The 19,181-nt window shown below is 38.8% G+C and carries 13 protein-coding genes and 1 CRISPR repeat array (1 of these 14 only partly in view); of the genes, 5 read left to right on the top strand and 8 right to left on the bottom strand.

The window, feature by feature from the left end:
• A CRISPR array of direct repeats spans positions 1-1,361; the repeat unit is 37 nt; unit sequence GTTGAAATTTCAAATAATCCCTATTAGGGATTGAAAC (it extends 1,243 nt beyond the left edge of the window).
• A gap of 34 nt (positions 1,362-1,395) precedes the next feature.
• From ACOWPH_RS16130 to menA, 3 genes are read right to left on the bottom strand one after another with little or no spacing between them, the layout of a single operon-like run.
• Positions 1,396-2,763: a 2-succinylbenzoate--CoA ligase gene (locus ACOWPH_RS16130; protein WP_015216394.1), complete on the bottom strand. Its 1,368-nt coding sequence runs from the start codon at positions 2,761-2,763 to the stop codon at positions 1,396-1,398.
• Entirely contained in the window at positions 2,748-3,707 is a 960-nt protein-coding gene (locus ACOWPH_RS16125; protein WP_015216393.1) for an o-succinylbenzoate synthase, read from the bottom strand. Before ACOWPH_RS16125 ends, ACOWPH_RS16130 begins: the two co-directional genes overlap by 16 nt.
• Positions 3,707-4,606: a 2-carboxy-1,4-naphthoquinone phytyltransferase gene (gene menA / locus ACOWPH_RS16120; RefSeq protein ID WP_015216392.1), complete on the bottom strand. Its 900-nt coding sequence runs from the start codon at positions 4,604-4,606 to the stop codon at positions 3,707-3,709. Before menA ends, ACOWPH_RS16125 begins: the two co-directional genes overlap by 1 nt.
• Positions 4,607-5,135: 529 nt before the next feature.
• On the opposite strand from menA, the gene ACOWPH_RS16115 reads away from it, so the two are divergent.
• Positions 5,136-6,545: an isochorismate synthase gene (locus ACOWPH_RS16115; RefSeq protein ID WP_015216391.1), complete on the top strand. Its 1,410-nt coding sequence runs from the start codon at positions 5,136-5,138 to the stop codon at positions 6,543-6,545.
• 241 nt (positions 6,546-6,786) lie between these two features.
• Positions 6,787-7,458, top strand: a complete 672-nt coding sequence (locus ACOWPH_RS16110; RefSeq protein WP_015216390.1) for a glutathione S-transferase — start codon at positions 6,787-6,789, stop codon at positions 7,456-7,458.
• Between the two features lie 311 nt (positions 7,459-7,769).
• On the opposite strand, the gene ACOWPH_RS16105 is transcribed toward ACOWPH_RS16110, so the two are convergent.
• The 3 genes from ACOWPH_RS16105 to ACOWPH_RS16095 form a co-directional block, all read right to left on the bottom strand.
• On the bottom strand, positions 7,770-7,895 hold the full coding sequence (locus ACOWPH_RS16105) for a hypothetical protein (RefSeq protein WP_277882371.1): 126 nt from the start codon (positions 7,893-7,895) through the stop codon (positions 7,770-7,772).
• A 71-nt stretch (positions 7,896-7,966) separates the two neighbouring features.
• Positions 7,967-9,274, bottom strand: coding sequence for a glutamate-5-semialdehyde dehydrogenase (locus ACOWPH_RS16100; protein ID WP_015216389.1), 1,308 nt, complete (start codon positions 9,272-9,274; stop codon positions 7,967-7,969).
• Positions 9,275-9,372: 98 nt separating this feature from the next.
• Entirely contained in the window at positions 9,373-9,498 is a 126-nt protein-coding gene (locus tag ACOWPH_RS16095) for a hypothetical protein (protein ID WP_015216388.1), read from the bottom strand.
• 17 nt (positions 9,499-9,515) lie between these two features.
• On the opposite strand from ACOWPH_RS16095, the gene ACOWPH_RS16090 reads away from it, so the two are divergent.
• The gene (locus ACOWPH_RS16090; RefSeq protein WP_015216387.1) at positions 9,516-11,069 is read left to right on the top strand and encodes a cation:proton antiporter; all 1,554 of its coding nucleotides are present in this window, start codon (positions 9,516-9,518) and stop codon (positions 11,067-11,069) included.
• Here the strand turns inward: ACOWPH_RS16090 and ACOWPH_RS16085 are convergent.
• The gene (locus ACOWPH_RS16085; protein WP_015216386.1) at positions 11,066-11,605 is read right to left on the bottom strand and encodes a DUF3124 domain-containing protein; all 540 of its coding nucleotides are present in this window, start codon (positions 11,603-11,605) and stop codon (positions 11,066-11,068) included. The two genes, ACOWPH_RS16090 and ACOWPH_RS16085, sit on opposite strands and share 4 nt — an antisense overlap.
• Before the next feature lie 194 nt (positions 11,606-11,799).
• Positions 11,800-12,483 carry a potassium channel family protein gene (locus ACOWPH_RS16080; RefSeq protein WP_015216385.1) on the bottom strand — a complete coding sequence of 228 codons (684 nt, stop codon included), beginning with the start codon at positions 12,481-12,483 and terminating at the stop codon, positions 11,800-11,802.
• A gap of 185 nt (positions 12,484-12,668) precedes the next feature.
• Between ACOWPH_RS16080 and ACOWPH_RS16075 the strand changes: the two genes are divergently transcribed.
• Positions 12,669-14,666 (top strand): zinc metalloprotease HtpX, encoded by a 1,998-nt coding sequence (locus tag ACOWPH_RS16075; RefSeq protein WP_015216384.1) that lies wholly within the window; start codon positions 12,669-12,671, stop codon positions 14,664-14,666.
• Positions 14,667-14,761: 95 nt separating this feature from the next.
• Positions 14,762-19,096 carry a DUF4347 domain-containing protein gene (locus ACOWPH_RS16070; protein WP_242043081.1) on the top strand — a complete coding sequence of 1,445 codons (4,335 nt, stop codon included), beginning with the start codon at positions 14,762-14,764 and terminating at the stop codon, positions 19,094-19,096.
• Positions 19,097-19,181 lie beyond the last annotated feature (85 nt).

Genomic DNA, 19,181 nt, shown 5'->3' with positions numbered 1-19,181 from the left:
TCATATATGATTTGATTTTCTATGTTGAAATTTCAAATAATCCCTATTAGGGATTGAAACAATGATATCAGACTGATAAATAGCCAGAAGTCTGGTTGAAATTTCAAATAATCCCTATTAGGGATTGAAACCGATCGCCTCTGTGGATGATGGTGATTTAGCCAAGTTGAAATTTCAAATAATCCCTATTAGGGATTGAAACGAAAAATTTAGATAAGTTGTCAGACGAGGGACTGTTGAAATTTCAAATAATCCCTATTAGGGATTGAAACAATACAAACCCCAGAAAACCGCCAACTGTAATGAGTTGAAATTTCAAATAATCCCTATTAGGGATTGAAACGTTAGAACAACTCCAGCAGCAGTAACAGACCGAACGTTGAAATTTCAAATAATCCCTATTAGGGATTGAAACGTTTCCTCAGCTTGACTGGTGGGGATAAGGTCAGGTTGAAATTTCAAATAATCCCTATTAGGGATTGAAACACAATAATATATTAATGGTTCAGATTTTGAGAGATTGTTGAAATTTCAAATAATCCCTATTAGGGATTGAAACCGATTTTCCCCAAGCGATAATTGATTAATACCATAGTTGAAATTTCAAATAATCCCTATTAGGGATTGAAACATCACGATTTACTGATACAAACGAACTACCTTTTGTTGAAATTTCAAATAATCCCTATTAGGGATTGAAACATTGGAGACTTATCTAGTGCGTAAGAGTAGAGAGCGTTGAAATTTCAAATAATCCCTATTAGGGATTGAAACGTTGTCGTTATCGTCAATACGACAAGCTAATTTTAATGAGTTGAAATTTCAAATAATCCCTATTAGGGATTGAAACGACAATTAAGATTGCATTACCGTTTTCTTCTTTGATGTTGAAATTTCAAATAATCCCTATTAGGGATTGAAACATTTAATTCCAGTTCTCTCACAAACCATGTCTCAGTTGAAATTTCAAATAATCCCTATTAGGGATTGAAACAATCACGCTTTCAATAAAGCTATGATGCTGTCGGACAATGGTTGAAATTTCAAATAATCCCTATTAGGGATTGAAACTCGCTGCCTCTATCAACCGTTTTTCACTTGGAGTAGTGGTTGAAATTTCAAATAATCCCTATTAGGGATTGAAACTCTGCGTCCCACGTAATTCCAATTGCATACAAAGTTGAAATTTCAAATAATCCCTATTAGGGATTGAAACGGCAGCAGCGCAACGCTAGGGAGCTTCCTAGGCTCGTTGAAATTTCAAATAATCCCTATTAGGGATTGAAACAGAAGGTGATGCAATAGCTTTTCAAACTGATCAAGGGTTGAAATTTCAAATAATCCCTAATAGGAATTGAAACGGAAATCTCAAGCATTTTAGCTTTAAAAGCTATACTACAAACTAGGTAAAGCCAAATTATTATTTGCCAGAAAATCCTCGGCAATTTTTTGGAGTTGTTGACAGTTAATTTTTCCTTGTCCATTTCTGGGTAAGTTTGGTAGGGAAATCCAATGTTTAGGAATTTTGAATTTACCAAGTTGATTTTTGAGTTGAGTTTGAATTTCTAAAATAGAGGTATTCGGGTTTTTAGGAATATAAATAGCTGTTAATACTTGTCCCCAATGTTTATCAGGTATACCAATTACACAAACATCAATAACCATATTGGTTTTTCTAATCGCTGATTCAATTTCTGCTGGGTAAATGTTTTCGCCACCTGTAATTATTTTATCGCTACTACGTCCGATAATATGTAAATAGCCTTGAGAATCTAAAAAACCAATATCATCTACTGCAAAATTATCTGTATTTTTCCAAAGTTCTGGATAGTAACCTAAAGCTAAAGATTTAGCTTGAATATTGATATTTCCTGTTTGATTAGAAATTGTTATTTTAGCATGGGGGAGAATTTTCCCACTGTTAGTTTTACCATTCAAAAATTCATCAGGTTTAAGTGTGGCAATTTGAGAAGCTGTTTCTGTCATTCCATAGGTAGGCGCTAATCTAATATGATGAAACTTTGCTTTTTCTAAGAGTTCACCCCATGCTGGCGCACCTCCTAAAAGTACTGTATGATATTGAGTTAGCCACTGGGTTAATTGGGGATTTTGCAGCAGACGTTGTAATTGAGTAGGAACTAATGATATAAAAAATTCTGCTGGGTTAATATTCGGTATTTGCGAAAATTCAACTTCTTTAAATGGAGTAATAACCAATTTACCACCTGTGGTAAAACTTCGCATAAATTGCATTAAACCACTAACATGATATAGTGGTAATACACAAAAAGAATTAACTGTTTTTAACTGAAAATATTCTGTAAATCCTTGTACAGATGCTGTTAATGTTTCCCAGGTATGAATAGCAAATTTAATCTTTCCTGATGAACCACCAGTAGGAATCATAATAGCATTGGTGATTGGCGATTGGTGATTGATAATTGGTGGTTGTAAATTAATATTATCTAGTCCCCAAACTATATCCGGTTTTACTAAATCAATAACTTGTTCCCATTCATTTTTTCCCCAGTCAGGATTACACAGAAAAACTGGACATTTGGCTGCACAAGCGGCAATAAAACTGGCTAAAAATCGCACTGGTTCACGTTCAGCTAGAATAATTTTTGGTGGTGTACTCTTTGTTGATAATTGAGTTAATTCTGAATATAATTCTGTTGCTATTTGCTGGAAATCTTGGCTATCATAACCAATTAGCCAATCATGATTTTTGATTTTTTGTAAATATTCTAAAGGTTGTTCCACAGACTTTGAAGCCAGTTTTCTGGTTGTTGTGTAAAAAAGTGGTTGATTCCAAAACCTACTGCGCGATTATTTTTAGATAATTCTGCTGCTAATTGCAGTGCAGCTTGTCTACCAATTTCAGTTTCCAAGACTGATGAAAAAACTAGATCAATTTCATATTCTTGGCAGAATTTTCTTAACTGTGATGGTGAACCAATTATACCTGGTTTAATCACATAAATACTTCGCCAACTTTGTTTATAACAATCTTCTAACTGTTGTAAGGTAGCTACGGATTCATCTAAAGCGATTTGAGTAGAATATAAATTACTTAATTCTAACATTTCTCTAAATTGATTTATAGGTAATGGTTGTTCTATAAATTCAATTTTAGTTTGCAGGTTTTCGCAAGTTTTTAACCATAATTTAGCTTCTTCATAGCTGAGTCCACCATTTGCATCCAAACGCAGTTTTAATGAATTGGGTAAGTTTTGAATTAGTGAATTAAAAACATTTAATTCTGTAGCTATTTTATCAACGCCAATTTTCCATTTAAATGTTTTATATCCCTGTTTCCATAAACCTTGCCATTGATCTAAAGCTGCTTTTCCTGCTGGCAATAAGCCGCTATAGGTGAGATTGTCGATAGATGTCAATTCATTATTTTTTTCTAATTTTTCTAGTGCTGATTCAAAACCAAATTGACAAGCTGGTAAGTTATTGGGAATAGAAAAAATTATTTCTCGTGTAATTTCTGTTGGTAGTTGGCTACAAAAATCTAAAGCTTGTTTTATGGTTTCAGAACCAAACCAACTAATAGGGGAAATTTCCCCCCAACTAACTGTACCTTTAACATCAATAAGACGGATAATCATGCTTTCGCGTATTTCCCAAATCCCATGACTAGTAACTATAGGACGAGTGAATTTTTGACGAATGGGACGGAAAGAAAATTGATAATTCATTAACCAATTACAAATCCTATACCCAAAAACAAGCAACTTAGAAAATGAACTTTAACAGCGATAAATTTACAATTATTGACTTTATCAGGTTGGTTGTGATTTTCTAAGACGTGACGACATAATTTGTAGGCGTAGGGTAAACTTAAGAAACTTAGTAATGTCCAAATAGGGAAAATATTCAAGATCACAAACAGCATAGTAAAGGGATAAATACTAGCAGTGAACCAAACTAATACTTTTGCACCTGTTTCTGTGCCTAAGCGTACAATAGGAGATTTTTTTCCGGCGGCTATGTCATCCTTAACTTGGTGAAAGTGTGAACAAAATAGAACTAAGCTGGTGACAATGCCGACAATCACGGAAGCTGCTAAATTGGTGATAGACCAAGTTTGAGTTTGGCTGTAGTATGCTGCTGTCATTCCCAGGGGGCCAAAGGCGAAAAAGCAGAGAATTTCACCTAAACCCTGGTATCCTAGACGAAAGGGAGGGCCTTGGTACATATAACCCAAAGCACAGCATAGCAGAATGATAGCAATTACAGCCGGGTCTTGTTGTAAGAGTGCGATCGCAATTATCCCCAACAAACCCGAACCCAAACACAAATTTCCTAACCAAAACATTAATTGCTTGTCACCAGTCAAATTTACCAGCGAGTGATGTTTATTTTGATCAATCCCTGTTTCTGCATCAAAAACATCATTACTGATATTTTCCCAAGCCAAAATTAAAATTGCCGCAGTCATAAAAACCGCAAATATTACTCCATTAAAAACTTTAGTTTCTGCAAAAGCTACCGCAGAACCCACCCATATAGGCATAATAGCAACACTATACATTGGTGGTTTAATTGCCGCCAGCCATAATTTATTTTTGGGAATTGAAATTTGATTTTGAGTCATTAGTCTTCATGCGTTAAATTACTAGAAATTGACCTATAACAGGGAATAGAGAACAGCACTAACACCAGCTTTGTATTTACCTTTATAGCTAAATCTTGTACTCCATTTGTAAGGATTCAGGATACAGAATAAAGAATTGAGAAGAAATCACGCTTTCTTTGAGTATTATGCTTGATATTTTTGTTAACATCTCGAATCTGTTAATTCCTGATTTGACAATTCTCCTAACTCCTGAATTTTTGCCTCCTTTTAACTGCTATACACGGTATAAGTTAGATTTTATAGTTTTGTGAGATATTTAACGCTGGTGAATTCCCAAAAAGTGCTACTTTTGTGATCACTGGTTTACCTCACTGTAATAAAACTTGGCTTTCAATTTCGCAGTCATAAACAGGATAAGTTCTGGAAAACCCCAGAAACAGCCTAAAATGACGCTGGTTAATGGTCACTGAATATGTTACCTATAGAAATACGACCATGATTTATTGCACTTTAGGAAGATAACTTAAAAAAAATTAACTTACACTCCATGACAATTTCACCATGTCGTAGCCGTTTTTTTGTAGATTATAAAGATTTACATCAATTGCTGTTAGCAGTTCAAGAAAAGTGCTGCGAAAATCATACCCAGCAAATTGTAAGTATTTCTCTAGAAATTGACTTAATTGATCCTTTGATTGTATTAGATAAATTTGCCCAAGCAAATACATTAAATTTTTACTTTGAAAATAAAAGTAAAGGAGAAGCAATTACAGCTATTGATTCGATAACCAAATTAAAGATTTCTGGTGCAGATAGATTTAATCAAGCCGAGGATTTTATCAAAAATTGTCGGAAAAATATTATTAGTTTTGGGAATATTTTTCAAGGTTTTGCAGGTTCCCACTTTTTTTGTTCCTTCAGTTTCTTTGATCAGCATAATCAAGTAAATTACCCCTTTCCATCTGCTACTATTTTTCTACCTAAATTACAAGTTGCTGTCAAAAATGAATCTTGTGTTTTAGTAATGAATAGTGTAATTAATGCTGATATCAATATTCAAACAATATTACAGGAATTGAAAACCAAAATTCAATCTCTTCAATCTTTAACAAAACCCAATATTGAAATCATTCCAGCTAAATTTATTAAAGAAAATATTATAAATTCAGACAACTTTAAATATTCAGTATTATCAGCTTTAGAAAAAATCAAATCTAATCATTTAATCAAAATTGTTTTAGCAGATGCCTTAGATGTTAAATCATATCGTCCTTTCAATTTATTTAAATCTTTAAATAATCTTCGACAGTTACATCCTAATTGTTATGTTTTTTCCACCAGTAATGGTAAAGGACAAAATTTTATTGGTGCAAGTCCAGAACGATTAATTAGTATTCAAAATCAACAATTAATTACTGATGCTTTAGCAGGTTCTGCACCCAGAGGTAAAACTCCTAGAGAAGATGCAGAAAATGCGAATAGATTAATTAATAGTACCAAAGAAAAACATGAACATAAACTAGTACTTGATTTTATTACGCAACGTCTATCACAACTCGGTTTGTTTCCACAAATTTTATCCCCACGTCTACGACAATTATCAAATATTCAGCATTTATGGACACCAATTAGTGCTGTAGTTCCTGCTAACGTCCACCCTTTAAAAATTGTCGGGCAATTACATCCTACACCAGCAGTAGCAGGTGCAGCTAGAGATGTTGCTTGTGCAGAAATTCGCAATTATGAAAGTTTTGAAAGAGGTTTATATGCAGCACCTTTAGGTTGGGTAGATAGTTCAGGTAATTGTGAGTTTATTGTGGGGATTCGTTCGGCATTAATTGATGGCGATCGCGCTAGACTATATGCAGGTGCTGGTATCGTCGCCGGTTCCGATCCTGATAAAGAATTTGCTGAGGTGCAGCTTAAATTGCAAGCATTACTAAAAGCATTAGTTTGAAAAAATAGTGTACGAATTGTATAACTTCCACTAAAACGTTCAAAAGGTAGAGGTTCTATTGGGCAAAATTTGTAACTATTAAATGTGCGGCAAAAAACTCAAGCTTAGATGCAATCTAAACTTGACGATAATATGGACAAATTTTTGAAATTCAACAAAAACTGTTTCATAATTTAAAAAAAATTATGAATGCTTGTATAAAGAATGTATGGGCAACAACACTTACTAGGATCATAATCTAATGATAGTCGTCCACCACTTAAACAACTCTCGCTCCCAACGTGTACTCTGGCTGCTAGAGGAACTTGAACTCCCATACGAAATCAAGTGCTACAAGCGAGACCCACAAACCATGTTGGCACCAGCATCGCTGCGTGAAGTACATCCTCTCGGCAAATCGCCTGTGATTACTGACGGGGAACTGACATTGGCTGAATCCGGTGCCATTATCGAGTATCTAATCGAACGCTATGGCAACGGACGACTGCTTCCTGCTTCCGGCACGCCAGAACATCTGCGCTACACCTACTGGTTGCATTATGCAGAAGGTTCTGCGATGCCACCGCTAGTCCTGAAGCTCATCTTCGACGAAATTGAGAAGAGTTCAATGCCCTTTTTCGCGCGTCCGATCGCCCGATCAATCGCTAATCGCGTCAAAAGCTCGTTTATTGAACCGTATATTACACAAAACCTGGATTATATGGAGATGGAACTCGGAAAAAGCACCTGGTTCGCGGGTAACGAATTCACCGCTGCCGATATTCAAATTAGTTTCCCGCTAGAGGCGGCAGTGGCACGGGCTGGACTGAACGCGAGCCGTCCAAAGCTTATGGCATTCTTGAATCGCATCCATACACGTCCGGCGTACCAACAAGCACTGGAGCGTGGTGGGGCTTACGAGCTTGCGAGTTGAGCAAAATAATCTGAAAGGTAGCATCACTAGCCAAGTCGGATCGTTAGTCAAATCAGGAGATGCGATCGCTAAAATTGGCAATTGCTGGCCTCCTTGAGTCTCAGTTTGTCTATGACCCACCGCCGCCTAGCAAAAGTAGCGATCTTAATCGCGTTTATTGTATGGGGGATTATGTTATGAACTTTGTTAATGTGTAAATTTTAGTTTATATCCCCCCTAAAATTAGAAAGGGAGGAAATATAAACTATCAAAATGCTTCTGCTAAACTTTCTATTTTAGCGGTAGATAGCTGATTAATTCTCTGTTCTATTTCAGACACCACATCGACGAGATAATAAACGGAGGATTAACAACACTTCTCCTTCTTGTTTCCCGATTTGAAGTCCTTCTCGTTTTCCTTTTTGGAGAATATCTGGATAAATTACAGATTCTTGCATAATTTCATCTCAAAATAGTTGTCGAATTACATCTTTTTCAAACCGCAAACCAGCTAGAACCAGAAGTAATGTTATTCCAAATCCCGATGAGTAAATGATTTAGCATTTGCCCCGGTGTAACTATCCACAATATGTCCATCACCAGACATTTTATATTTATATGTTATTAAACCTTCTAAACCAACTGGTCCACGAGGTGGCATTTGTTGAGTGCTAATTCCCACTTCTGCACCAAAACCATAACGGAAACCATCAGCAAAACGAGTGGAACAATTGTGATAAACTCCCGCTGCATTTACTAAGGCTTGGAAAGTTTCTGCTGCTTTGATATCTTCGGTAATAATTGCTTCTGTGTGCCGAGAACCATAATTATCAATATGAGTTATGGCATCTTCTAAGGAATCGACAATTTTAATTGATAAAATCAAATCGCTGTATTCTGTTTCCCAATCTGTGGTTGTAGCAATAGAAATATTCGGTAAAATTTTCAAAGTGCGTTCATCACCTCTTAATTCTACATTGTGTGCTTCTAAATCTGCGGCAACTTGAGGGAGAAATTCTGAAGCAATGCTGCTGTGAACTAATAAAGTTTCAATGGCATTACAAGCAGCGGGATATTGAGTTTTAGAATCAACAGTAATATTAATTGCTTTATTAATATCCGCAGCTTGATCTACATAAAGATGACAAATTCCATCTGCATGACCAAGTACAGGAATGCGGGTATTTTCTTGGACAAATCTAACGAAAGAATTAGAACCTCTGGGAATAATTAAATCTACATATTTATCTAATTTTAAAAGTTCTAATATTTCTTCTCTAGTTGTTAGCAATTGCACGGCATCGGGATTAACAGCGGTGTGAGATAAACCTTGTTTAATAGCTTTAACAATTGCTGCACAAGAACGCAATGCTTCTTTGCCACCTTTGAGAATGACACCGTTACCTGATTTAATTGCTAAAGAGACAATTTGAATAGCCGCTTCGGGACGGGCTTCAAAAATGATTCCTAACACACCCAAAGGACAAGTAATGCGTTTGAGAATTAAGCCAGAATCAATTTCGCGGTGAATTTGCACCTTACCTACAGGATCTTCTAATTTACCCACATCTCGCACACCAGCGATCGCATCTCGTAACTTATGTTCATCCAACTGCAACCGTTTATAAAGGGGTTTAGCGATTCCTTCGGCTACAGCAGCTTGACAATCAGCCACATTAGCAGACAATATTTCCTCCCTAGCTGATTCTAAAGCCAGAGCGATCGCATCAATAGCCTGATTTTTGTCCTCAGTCGAAAGCAATCCCAGCTTACTAGCTGCTTGACGGGTTTCTTGGGCAATCTGAATTAAAGGCAAAGCATTCTGCACAGTAGTCATAACAAAAATAAAGTTAATTATAATAACCAAAGTCAATGAAGATTGCTGAGTTACAAAACCGTAGTCGCTGCACAGGTTTTAGCCATCAGTCAGAAATCTCACACATCACTCAGCATTAAAGAGTTTACCAATTTTTGCACAGATGTGGTGATCATAACCAATTTGTCGAACATGATATGAGTGCCAATCACCGCTTTAGCAACGTCTGTCAATAAAGTTCCCATAAATTCTCAAAATTTAAATGAATATTACCGAATTAGTCAAAATTTCAATTATTCTCCTGCTAGTTGCCACTGGTGTAGCATTAGTATCTCGTCGATTGAGAATCCCTTATGTCACGGGTTTAGTCTTAGCAGGTTTACCAATTACTGAGCTATTATCTCGTCCTATAGGTTTAGATCCCGCCTTAGTTTTGAATCTTTTTCTACCAATCCTCATCTTTGATGCTGGTATCAATACTGATATCAGTCGGTTACGCAGCACGTTTAAACCAATTGCCCTTTTGGCAGGCCCAGGGGCTGTGCTTTCCAGTGCTATCATTGCCGTCCTGTTGAAATTTGGACTGGGACTGACTTGGATACCTGCTTTATTTGTAGGGGTAATTCTAGCAAACACTGATACAGTTTCCATGATTGCCGTCTTTAAAGAGATACAAGTACCTTCTCGACTTTCTGCGATCGTTGAAGGAGAAACCCTTTTTAACGATGCCGCTGCCCTAGTTTCATTTAACCTGATTTTGCAAGTCTATTCCACAGGTTCACTGACCTTACTAGAAGGAATTCAACAAGTACTATTTATCTCTGTAGGGGGCTGCCTTGTGGGTTTAGTCTTAGGTTACTTGAGCATACCTATATTTTCCCGTTTAGATGATCCCCTTGGCAGTCTCTTACTAACTGTCGCAGTTGCACTAGGAACCTTTCAAGTTGGTCAATCTCTCGGTGTATCAGGCGCTGTTGCCGTAGTAGTAGCTGGATTAATTTTCGGAAATTTTGGACTGTCTCGCAATACTTCTGCTTCCAGCCGCATTACCTTATTTAGTTTTTGGGAATATGCCAGTTTTACCGTCAACACCTTTATTTTTCTCCTCATTGGTGTAGAAATAAACCTAGTCACACTGTGGAAAACTTTACCTGCTATTTTACTAGCCGTTTTAGTTTACCAAGCAGGAAGAATTCTCACAGTCTATCCATTATTAACAGCAATTCGTTGGTTTGACCGCCCAATTCCTCTGCGTTGGCAACATTTACTCTTTTTAGGCAACATCAAAGGTTCACTTTCAATGGCTCTGGTGTTGAGCTTACCCAGTACCCTGCCAGGTCGAGAATTCCTGATTACTTTAGTCTTTGGTTGTGTGTTGGTGTCATTAGTAGGGCAAGGTTTAAGTTTGCCTGGACTAGTAAAACGCTTAAAGTTATCTAAATTTTCAGAGGCACAGCACCAAGTTGAAGAAATGCAAGCTCAACTCATGACAGGTAAAGCAGCACAAGATGAATTAGATAGCTTGTTGAAGTCAGGAGTATTGCCAAAATCCCTCTATGAAGAGATGCGTTCAGCTTATCAGGTGCGAATCGCGGGAGCAGAAAAGGCATTGCGGGAATTTTATAATCGCCGTCCAGACGAGTTAGGAGCGAAAAGAGATGATAGCAGTAAATTAGAAACTATTCGCCGTCGTTTACTACTTGCAGAAAAAGGAGCGCTCAACGAAGCAATACGAAAGCGAATTCTTGCCGAAGATATTGCGCGGGGGCGGATACAAACTATTGATGAACAGTTGCTTCAACTAGATGATGATTAATTTTGACTTTTAATGACCTTACCCGAACTGGTAAAAGAGATTCCTTGCTGAAAGTCAGTACCAATCATGATCGCTTCTACTATCGGTTCAGATATTTCTGTTGAGGCTACCCACTCGACAATAAAGTTTGCGCCTAAACCCCCACTGGTGTTATTTCTATTAATAAAAAAATCTGTTGAAGCCAGTGCATCAAGTTGAATTGGTTGCTCTAAATAGTTCTTAACTAATTTACCATCTGAATCATAGTAGCGCACAGAAGTAATGATCAGCGGATTTGCCAAATCTGTATTGCGAATACTGAGCGTAGCCGCTAAATTAAAAATTTCCTGTCGATTGTGATGATAAATATGAGAGTAGACAGGAACATAAATTGTTTGACCCATTGCTATCTTGAAGTTTTTATCTAAAGTCACTATCTTTTGAGATGAGATTGCCTGAGTAGTATGAGGTTGTGACTTAGATGAGATTTCTGTTGCTTTACAAGACGCAAGCAAAATTACTACAACTACTAAATAAATATGTAGATAAAACTTCATTAAAACTAAAGGAATCCTATTTAAGTTTTCAACAAGTTATGTAGATATTTTACTGCTTTGGGACTTCCAGGAAATAAATTATCCAATCTTGTGGTAGTGACTCTCTAGCTCGTCCGGGTTTAAGGGCAGGCAAGATGCCTACCCCACAAGAATTAATTGAATATTTTTTGATTTGAAAGTTCCTTTATTACCAATTACCTATTTTCACACCCTTCGATAAAATCAATAACTTGGTGTACACACCCTGGCTTGGTGACAATCAGTATGGTTGAACCCGGTTCTAGTACTGTACTGCCATTAGGAATCATCAAATCCTCCTGAGGGTGGGGTTGGTAGCCAATAATTAACGAGCCAGTGGGAAAGCGAGAATCTTGAGCAATTTCAGCAACGCTACGATTGACTACATAGCAATTTGTGGGAATAGAAAGTTTTAAAACCTCAATTTGCCCTTGGTCAAAATGCATCATTGATTCCACTTGCGGGTACTCAATAGCATTCACCATTGTTGAAACCGCCAATTCCACAGTACTGATAATATGGTTGGCTCCTACTATACGAAGTGGTTCGGCAAAATCGGGATGACGCATTCGACTCAAAATATGGGGAACACCGTAGTGCTTGGCCAGAGTTACCAGCGCCAAATTCAAGGCATCACTTCTAAGAACAGCTGCTAAGGAATTGGCTTTACGAATTCCTGCTTCTAACAACACTTCTGTACTCACAGCGCTGCCTTCAAAAGCCATTGCTCCGACTTGTTCACGGGCGTAGCGGCAAGCGGTAGAGTCAATATCAATGATGGCTACAGTATGCCCTAGTTCTACCAATTTTTGAGCCAAAGACAGCCCTACTAAGCCTGCTCCACCAATTAGCACGTACATAGTTGCTCCTGATACTCAAAAACGTTCTACTTTACTTTATCGGTTGGCAAAGCAGTAAAGGGCAGGATAGCCAAAAAAATCTGACTACCTCTTCTTTAACTTTTGCGACATTAAGATGACGAATACTGTATCTATTGAGTATTCATGGAATAAAATATCACCCTTTCTATCAGGGATATCATAAAATGTCATTGCAATCAGGGTTAGATGCCTTTCAACAAGGGCAATATCAAGAAGCAGTTTATCTCCTAGAGGAATTTTCCCAAAACTCCCTAGAACTGAACTCTCCCGATTACCTGACAGCCCAAATGTGGCTGATGAAAGCTTATCAAAAAACAGGCGATACAGAACAAGCGACAATTCTGTGGCAAAAGTTAATCAACAGTGATAACCCACAGGTACGAGAATGGGCAGAGCAAGACCGTCCATTTTTCTCATCAGTCACTCAGCCTAGTTTCCAAAAAGCGGGACGTGCAGCAGCCGTGGGAGTGAACTTGGCAATGAAAGGAGTAGGTGGGAGTTTAGCCCTAGCATCTGGTATCACCATAGCCTTGTTATTTGGGATGGTGTTTGTTTTAGGTTTAAGCCTGGTATTGATTGCCAGCAGTAGTGATCCTGTAACTGGACTAGCGATCGCGATCGCTATTACCTTAATATTCAATCTAGCTGCCTTTTTCTTTTCTCCCTTCCTCATGGACTTAAGCCAAAACTGGCTTTACAAAACTCGTTGGGTAAACTTAGCAGAAATCGAAAACCTCAGCCCAGAAACAGGAAAAATTATTCGCCAAGTCTGTCAGCAAAAAAACATCACCACCCCCCGACTGGGAATCATCGACGACCAAAACCCCACCGCTTTTACCTACGGTTCCTTACCTAACAGCGCCCGGTTAGTCGTCAGCCAAGGACTTTTCACCTACTTAGACGATGATGAAGTTGCTACCGTCTACGCCCACGAACTAGGGCATATAGTCCACTGGGACTTTGCCGTCATGACGGTAGCTTCCACCTTAGTCCAGATTTGCTACCTGGTTTACAGCACAGCCCGCAGATTTACCCGTGGTGGTGGCGACAACAAAATCAAAGATGCTTTAGAAACTGCTGGTTTTGTTGCTTACATCTTTTACATTATTGGTACTTACCTGCTGTTATATCTCTCTCGTACCAGAGAATATTTTGCAGACCACTTTGCAGCCGAAACCACAGGAAATCCCAACGGACTCTCCCGCGCCTTAGTCAAAATTGCCTATGGCATCGTAGAAGAAGGTTCACGCGCCCAAGAACCCAGCCGTTTAATCGAAGGAACTCGTGCTTTAGGCATTTATGACCACAAAGCCGCAACCACAACCGGTACAGCTTACCGCATTTCCTCCGACCCGCAAAAAATTGGTCGCATCTTTTTGTGGGATATGTTTAACCCTTGGGGTTGGTGGATGGAATTAAACTCAACTCATCCCCTCACAGGTAAACGAGTCCGCGCCCTTAGCACCTATGCAGAACAACTGGGTTTACCCACAGAGTTTGACATGGGAAAAGTCATGGGTGAAGGTCAGACCCTGAATAAGAAAAAGCTTTACGGCAACTTCTTCTTAGATGTTGTCTTATATGGTGCAGAAGCGATCGGTTTATTTCTTGGCTTATTTATCGGCGTGTTACTTTGGTCAGTTTCAACCACCTCCAACCCAGGTTTAATGCTGGGTGCGCCATTTATTGGTTTAGGAATCGGCATATTAATCAAAGCCTTTGTCATGTTCCCCGACTACATGAAAGCACCAGCAACAGATATTCTCACCTTAATGTCAGACCCCTATGCAAGTCCTTTGCGTGGACAACCTGCCAAATTACAAGGGGAATTAATCGGTCGTGGTGACTCTGGTTATAAATTTGGTTCTGATTTGAAACTCCAAGACCCCAGCGGAATGCTTTATTTACATTACGCCTCACGTTTTGGCCCCATTGGTAACTTCCTCTTTGGGATGAAGCGGGTAGAAACCCTGATTGGTCAACAAGTTGGAACTATTGGTTGGTTTCGTCGGGGAGTTATGCCTTGGATGGATTTAATCCAACTAGAAGGCGAAAACGGCACAATTGTCAACAGTTACCATCGCTTCTGGTCATTTATACTTAGTGGCGGATCAATTATCCTAGGAGTGGTATTGATTGGATTTCTGAACGGTAAACCCTAATTCCCCATTTTTCATCCAAAATTGCACAATTCCGCATTAATGAATTTAGTCTCCGAAAAGTCTGTGCATTAAAATTAATTGGTAGGGGTTTAGCAATGCTAAACCCTATCTACAATGCAACAAGAAACTACACTTCATTACCAGGTGCAAAAATCAAAAATATGCTAAACAACTATTTACTCAATCAAACCTCTACCATTGTCTTCATTGATTCCTCTGTTTCTGACTATCAAACCCTACAAACAGGAGTTATGGAGGGTGTAGAAGCAGTTATCCTTTCCCAAAATCGAGACGGAATTGAGGAAATTACGGAAGTTTTAGAACGACATACCCAAATTACAACCATTCATATCGTTTCTCACGGTTCTCCGGGATGTTTGTATTTAGGGAATAGTCAACTGAATTTAGATAACATCAGTAAATATGCTGAATTGTTGCAGCGTTGGCAAAGCAAAAGAATTCTACTCTATGGCTGTAATGTCGCTGCGGGAGATGCTGGAGAAGAATTTATTAGAAAATTACATGAGATTACCAACGCAACCATTAGCGCGTCAGCAACAAAAACGGGAAATGCAGCTTTAGGGGGAAATTGGGAGTTAGAAGTTAATATTCCTGAAAATAATGGGACATCTGTTATTTTTAGTGAAGAAACTCTAGCAACCTATCAAGGAGTATTTATACCCATATTAGTGGGGGAATGGGATCGTTTAAGCTATGCCAATGCTTTGACAGTCGTTGGTAACTACGCTTATGCAGTGGGCGATAGGTTGGATATCATTGATATTAGCAATCCTGCCCAGCCCATTGTTAAGGGAAGTTACAAAATTTCTGGTGGTCTAAGTGTACAAGTAGTAGGCAACTACGCTTATGTGGCTGATGATGATAAAGGACTACAAATCATCGACATCAGCAACCCCACTAAACCCACACTCAAGGGCAGTTATGATACACCCAGCTATGCTAGGGATGTGCAAGTAGTAGGCAACTATGCTTATGTAACTGATAGAGATTCAGGACTACAAATCATCGACATCAGCAATCCCATTACCCCTACCCTCAAGGGGAATTATGATACATCTGATGGTGTTTATGGGGTGCAAATAGTAGGTAACTACGCTTATGTTGCTGGTGGTGATTCAGGACTTTCCATCATTAATATCAGCAATCCCAGTACCCCTACCCTCAAGGGGAATTATGATACACCTGGCTATGCTAATGGTGTACAAGTAGTAGGCAACTACGCTTTTGTCGCTGATGGCTCAGGATTGCAAATCATCAACATCAGCAACCCATCTACCCCCACTCTCAAGAGTAATTATGATACACCCGGCTATGCTTGGGATGTCCAAGTAGTAGGCAACTACGCTTTTGTCGCTGATTATGATAAAGGACTAGAAATCATTGACATCAGCAATCCATCTACCCCTATCCTCAAGGGGAATTATGATACTTCTGATTATCCTTATGGTGTTACTGGCGTACAAGTAGTAGGTAACTACGCTTATTTGGCTGATAATGGTTTAGGACTTTCGATTATCGATATCAGCAATCCGTCTATACCCACCCTCAAAGGCAATTATGATATAGCTGGCATTGCTTATGGTGTGCAAGTAGTAGGTAAGTATGCTTATGTGGCTGATTATTGGTCAGGACTTTCTATCATTGATATCACTAACCCCTCAACGCCCATCTTTAAGGGAAATTATAATACATCTGGCAATGCTTGGGATGTGCAAGTAGTAGGCAAATACGCTTATGTTGCTGATGAATATTCAGGACTGCAAATCATCGACATCAGCAACCCATCTATTCCCACCCTCAAGGGCAATTATGATACATCTGGTTATGCTTATGGTGTGCAAGTAGTCGGCAACTATGCTTATGTGACTGAATATGATAAAGGAATAGAAATCATTGACATCAGCAATCCCACAATCCCCACTCTTAAGGGCATTTATGATACACCTGGTAATGCTTATGATGTCCAAGTAGTAGGCAACTACGCTTACGTAGCTGATGGCAGTTCAGGAATAGAAATCATTGACATCAGCAATCCCACAATCCCCACTCTTAAAGGCATTTATGATACACCTGGTAATGCTTATGATGTCCAAGTAGTAGGCAACTACGCTTATGTAGCTGATGGCAGTTCAGGAATAGAAATCATTGACATCAGCAATCCTACAATCCCCACTCTTAAAGGCATTTATGATACACCTGGTAATGCTTATGATGTCCAAGTAGTAGGTAACTACGCTTATGTAACTGATGGTGGTTCAGAACTTGACCTCTATGTAGCTGATGCTTCAAAACTGGAAATCATTGACATCAGCAACCCCACAACCCCCATCTTCAAGGGCAATTATGATACATCTAATGGTATTCGAGATCTGCAAGTAGTTGGCAATTACGCTTATGTAGCTGATGGAGAAGGTGGCTTAAAGATTATTGACATCAGCGATCTCAACCAAGTACCAACCAATCTCACCCTATCTAACAGCAATATTGCAGAAAATGAAGCCGTTGGTACAGTAGTTGGCAACTTCACAACTACTGATCCAGATGTAGGCAATACCTTCATCTATAGTTTAGTTACTGGTACAGGTTCAACAGACAACGCATCCTTTACCATTGTGGGAAATCAACTCCGCAGCAATGGCATTTTTAATTTTGAATTCAAGAATACCTACAATATCCGTATTCGCACTACTGACCAAGGTGGGTTATTTTATGATAAACAGTTAACTATTGGTATTAGCAACTTTAATGAAACTCCCACGGATCTAACTCTCAGCAATAGCGCAGTAGTGGAAAATGAAGCCATTGGGTCAGTAGTTGGCAACTTCACCACCACAGATCCAGATACAGGTAACACATTCACCTATAGCTTAGTCACAGGTTCAGGTGACACGGATAACGCATCCTTTACCATTGTCGACAATCAATTAAAAACTAATGGAACTTTTGACTATCAAACTAAAAACACCTATAGCATCCGTGTTCGCACGACAGATCAAGGTGGGTTATTCTCCGAAAAACAGTTGATCATTCCGGTAATATTTACGCCCATTTTAGTGGGAGAGTATGATACTCCTGGCTATGCTTTCGGTGTACAAGTAGTAGGCAGCTACGCTTATGTTGCTGATCATGTAGGTGGCTTAAAGATTATTGACGTGAGTGAGTTTATTCCTAACATCATCACAGGTACAGCCAACAGCGAAAACTTCACCACCACAGCCCAAAAAGATATCATAGATGCTCAAGGTGGCAATGACACCATCACCAGCACCTTTTCTACCCTGCAACAAAATGATACCCTCAAAGGCATCACAGGCACAGATACCCTGATAATTACCAATGGATCTGCTACCGATGCTATTGCGATTGATACCACTAACACCACCAATCAATTAGATATACTGGGGACAACAATCATCGGATTTGAACGCTTTGATTTAAGCAGCTTTGCTGGTACAGTCAGCTTTGGCGGGAATGCTGCTAATGATTGGATTAAAGCAGGTGCAGGAAACGATGATTTAACTGGTGGAAATGGTAATGATTACTTGAATGGGGGAACAGGTGCAGACTTCTTAATTGGGGGAGCAGGCAATGATACTTTTGTAGTGGACAATATTGGCGATATCATTGGTGAAGGTTTAAATGGCGGCATTGATACCGTTGAATCTTCTATCACTTGGACATTAAAAACCAATCTGGAAAAGTTAACTTTGACCGCCACAGCGGCCATTAAAGGTACTGGTAACACTCTCAATAATACCCTCACTGGCAATAGCGGTAATAATATCCTGGATGGTAAAACTGGTGCTGATACCTTAATTGGTGGTTTGGGTAATGATTCCTACTATGTTGATAATGTCGGAGATATCATCACTGAAGCTGCTAATGCAGGAACTGATACTGTTTTCAGTGCTGTTAGTTACACATTAGGAAATAACCTAGAAAATCTAACTTTACAAGGAACTGCTGCGATTAATGGTACTGGGAATACTCTCAATAATGTCCTCACAGGTAATGCAGCAGCTAATACTCTAATAGGTGGTGCTGGTGTCGATACCCTGACTGGTAATGCTGGTGCAGATACTTTGATTGGTGGAACTGGTAACGATAAACTCAACCTGGGTTTAAACGATGGTGCTGTGGATATTGTCAACTATGCCTTTGGTGATGGTGCAGATACTATTACTCAGTTTGTGCGTGGTGTTGGTGGTGATAAACTAAATTTCACAGGTATTACTAATCTTGATGTGATTACATCAGCTGCGAATACACAAGTACGAATTGGTGATGGTATTGGTGGTAATTCTGGTTTTGGAACTGGTCAGTTATTAGCTACTTTATCGGGTATATCTGGCTTTATTGGTGCTGACGTAAATATCAATCTATTTGGTGCTAATTTCTTGTTTAGTTAATAGGTGATTGATGATAGCATCTTCATCCTGTTCATCCTTAAATCCTGATTCAGACAGATGATCTAAATGTCAACCTGTTTGGTAT

The sequence above is a fragment of the Anabaena sp. PCC 7938 genome, from assembly GCF_049315035.1.
Classification (GTDB): domain Bacteria; phylum Cyanobacteriota; class Cyanobacteriia; order Cyanobacteriales; family Nostocaceae; genus Anabaena; species Anabaena cylindrica.
Note: the sequence above shows the minus strand (reverse complement) of the source record. Positions and strands in the feature narration are given on the sequence as shown.

Bases quoted from the DNA above. Each gene is read 5' to 3' on its own strand.
- ACOWPH_RS16125 (WP_015216393.1), bottom strand. From the start codon at position 3,707: ATGAATTATCAATTTTCTTTCCGTCCCATTCGTCAAAAATTCACTCGT.
- menA (WP_015216392.1), bottom strand. From the start codon at position 4,606: ATGACTCAAAATCAAATTTCAATTCCCAAAAATAAATTATGGCTGGCG.
- ACOWPH_RS16115 (WP_015216391.1), top strand. From the start codon at position 5,136: ATGACAATTTCACCATGTCGTAGCCGTTTTTTTGTAGATTATAAAGAT.
- ACOWPH_RS16110 (WP_015216390.1), top strand. From the start codon at position 6,787: ATGATAGTCGTCCACCACTTAAACAACTCTCGCTCCCAACGTGTACTC.
- ACOWPH_RS16105 (WP_277882371.1), bottom strand. From the start codon at position 7,895: ATGCAAGAATCTGTAATTTATCCAGATATTCTCCAAAAAGGAAAACGA.
- ACOWPH_RS16100 (WP_015216389.1), bottom strand. From the start codon at position 9,274: ATGACTACTGTGCAGAATGCTTTGCCTTTAATTCAGATTGCCCAAGAA.
- ACOWPH_RS16095 (WP_015216388.1), bottom strand. From the start codon at position 9,498: ATGGGAACTTTATTGACAGACGTTGCTAAAGCGGTGATTGGCACTCAT.
- ACOWPH_RS16090 (WP_015216387.1), top strand. From the start codon at position 9,516: ATGAATATTACCGAATTAGTCAAAATTTCAATTATTCTCCTGCTAGTT.
- ACOWPH_RS16085 (WP_015216386.1), bottom strand. From the start codon at position 11,605: ATGAAGTTTTATCTACATATTTATTTAGTAGTTGTAGTAATTTTGCTT.
- ACOWPH_RS16080 (WP_015216385.1), bottom strand. From the start codon at position 12,483: ATGTACGTGCTAATTGGTGGAGCAGGCTTAGTAGGGCTGTCTTTGGCT.
- ACOWPH_RS16075 (WP_015216384.1), top strand. From the start codon at position 12,669: ATGTCATTGCAATCAGGGTTAGATGCCTTTCAACAAGGGCAATATCAA.
- ACOWPH_RS16070 (WP_242043081.1), top strand. From the start codon at position 14,762: ATGCTAAACCCTATCTACAATGCAACAAGAAACTACACTTCATTACCA.